Origin of the sequence: Photorhabdus sp. RM323S (assembly GCF_042879375.1) — a bacterium.
Classification (GTDB): Bacteria; Pseudomonadota; Gammaproteobacteria; order Enterobacterales; family Enterobacteriaceae; genus Photorhabdus; species Photorhabdus tasmaniensis.
Map to the genome: position 1 here is coordinate 1 of NZ_JBHFKZ010000122.1, position 2,733 is coordinate 2,733.

The 2,733-nt window shown below is 55.6% G+C and carries 1 protein-coding gene; it reads right to left on the reverse strand.

The window, feature by feature from the left end:
* Positions 1-2,733 (reverse strand): condensation domain-containing protein (locus ACGF7G_RS21985; protein WP_387468391.1); only part of this gene is annotated, 2,733 nt, incomplete at both ends.

Genomic DNA, 2,733 nt, shown 5'->3' on the forward strand with positions numbered 1-2,733 from the left:
GCAATAAAGGCTTTGAAAGCACTCGGCGTCTGATTCAACACGGTGATACCGTGCTGACACACAAATTGATGCAGCTCCTGAGGTGAACGGGCGATCGCGTGTGGCACCAGAACCAGTTTTGCACCGTAACGTAACGCTCCCCATAATTCCCATACCGAGAAATCAAAGGCAATGGAATGCAACAGGCACCAAATATCTTGCCGGTTAAAGTGATACCAGGATTCAGTCGCTTCAAACAAACGCAAGATATTACGATGCTCGACCATCACCCCCTTCGGCGTCCCCGTCGAGCCAGAGGTGTAAATCACATACGCCAGATGCCGGGCTGTCAGCCCAGGGACCTGCGGGTTACTATCCGGCTGTTCAGGCAGGGTATTCGGGTCAAGCACGGTCAGCGCAGCCAACGTTTTCTCGTCCAGCGCATCACGTCCGGTATTATCCGCCAGCAAAATAGCCGGGGCCGCATCGGTCAGAATATGAGTCAGACGCTCCCCGGTATAGACCGGATCCAGTGGCACATAGGCACCACCAGCTTTCAGCACCGCTAATACCGCGACCACCATTGCCGGTGAACGCGCCACACAAATCGCCACCCGCTGGTCCGGTTCTACCCCCAGAGCAATTAGCTGATGGGCCAGCCGGTTAGCCCGGGCATTTAATTCGGCATAACTGAGAGTTTGTTCTTCATACACTAACGCTGTGGCATTCGGGGTTTTCTCCACTTGTTGTTCAAACAACTGATGGATACATAACGCGTCAGGATAAGGGGTTTCCGTCGCGTTCCAGGTTTCCAGCAACAGCCTGCGCTCCGACGGTGCCAGGATATCAATTTCCCCGATCCGCTGTTGAGCGTGAGCGACCATCTCTTGCAACACCACGTGCAGATATCCCACCTGCCGCTCTATCGTCGATTGATCAAACAGGGCGGTGGCATAACTCAACGCACCGACAATCCGACCTTCTTGTTCTGACAGATTCAGTTCAAGATCAAATTTGACAATATCAATCTCAGAAACCTGATCGACCGGTGACACGGCCAGACCCGGTAACTGCCAGGCCGTGTTCTCATTGTTTTGCCAGGCAAACATTACCTGGAACAACGGCGTATGCGCCAGTTGGCGCGGCGGCTGCACGATTTCCACCACCTGCTCAAACGGTAAATCCTGATGCTCCTGGGCCGCTAAAGCGGTCTGTCGCACCCGCGCCAACAACTCCGTCACCGTCAGCTCACCCGATAAATCAACACGCAACGCCAGCGTATTGACAAAGAATCCGATTAGCGACTCCACTTCCTGACGACTGCGGCCTGCACTCGGTGTGCCAATCACCACATCGTCCTGACCTGACAACCGCGACAGGACCACCGCCCAGGCAGACAACAGTGTCATAAATAACGTGACACCGTGTTGCTCACTCAGGCGTTTAAGCGCGGTCGTTAATGCCGTATCCAGATTAACCGGCACGGCATGCCCAACAAATGACTGCTCCAGCGGACGGGGCCGGTCAGTGGGCAAATCCAGCAGAACCGGGGCATCAGCCAATATCGTACGCCAATAATCGGATTGCATTTGGGTCCGTTCCGCCAGCAACCACTGACGCTGCCAGGCGGCGTAATCCGGGTATTGAATCGCCAACGGGGGCAGCGGATCCGGTTGCCCGGCCAAAAACGCCGTATAGAGTGCGCTCAGTTCACGTATCAACACATCGACAGACCAGCCATCGGAAACAATGTGATGCTGAATGAGCAGGAACCGGTATTCGTCATCGGTGAGCCGGATCAGACCAGCGCGGATCAGCGGGCCACGGTCAAGGTTAAATGATATGCGCGCTTCCTCAGCACACAGACGCTCAAGAACCCCCTCCGCATCCGGGAGCCCACGCAGGTCATGTTGAGACAGCAGCAAGCCGCTATCCGGTGCCAACAGCTGCACTTGTGGCTGCCCCTCAATAGAGACAAAGACAGAGCGTAACGCTTCATGACGGGCAAACAAGGTATCCAGCGCCTTTTGCCAGGCCATGATATCCAGTTGACCACGTAAGCGCAGGGCCATCGGGATATGATAAGTCTCGCTAACGCCCTCAAACTGTGCCAGAAACCACAGGCGCTGTTGAGCAAATGACAGCGGCAGCTCACCCTCACGGGATATCGGCACGATGGCCGGCAGAGTAGGGTCAGGTTGACCAGACCGGGCCTGCATGACCTCAGCAAAAGCCATTAAAGTAGGGGATTTAAACAGGGTCGCCAGCGACAGTTCGACACCAAGCGCCGCGACACGGTTCATCACCCGTACCGCCAGCAACGAATGGCCGCCCAGGGCAAAGAAATTGTCATGCCGGCTGATTTGTTCAACCCCCAGGATTTCACGCCAAATCGCGGCCAAGGCGATTTCCATATCCCCTTGTGGCGCTTCATAAACCTGACGAGCAACCGCTTCATTATCCGGTGCCGGTAGCGCCCGGCGATCCAGCTTACCGTTCGGGGTCAACGGAAGTGCATCCAGCCGCACAAAAGCCGTTGGTACCATATAATCCGGTAAAATAGCGCTCAGATGAGTACGCAGGCTATTTGCCAGCCCCTCATCCGCTGTTGCCACCACATAAGCCACCAAACGCTTATCCTGCGCATCCCCTAATGCCAACACGGCAGATTCACGCACCGCTGGGTGCTCTGCCAACCGGGCTTCAATTTCTCCCGGTTCAATGCGGAAACCGCGGATCTTAACCTGCTGGTCG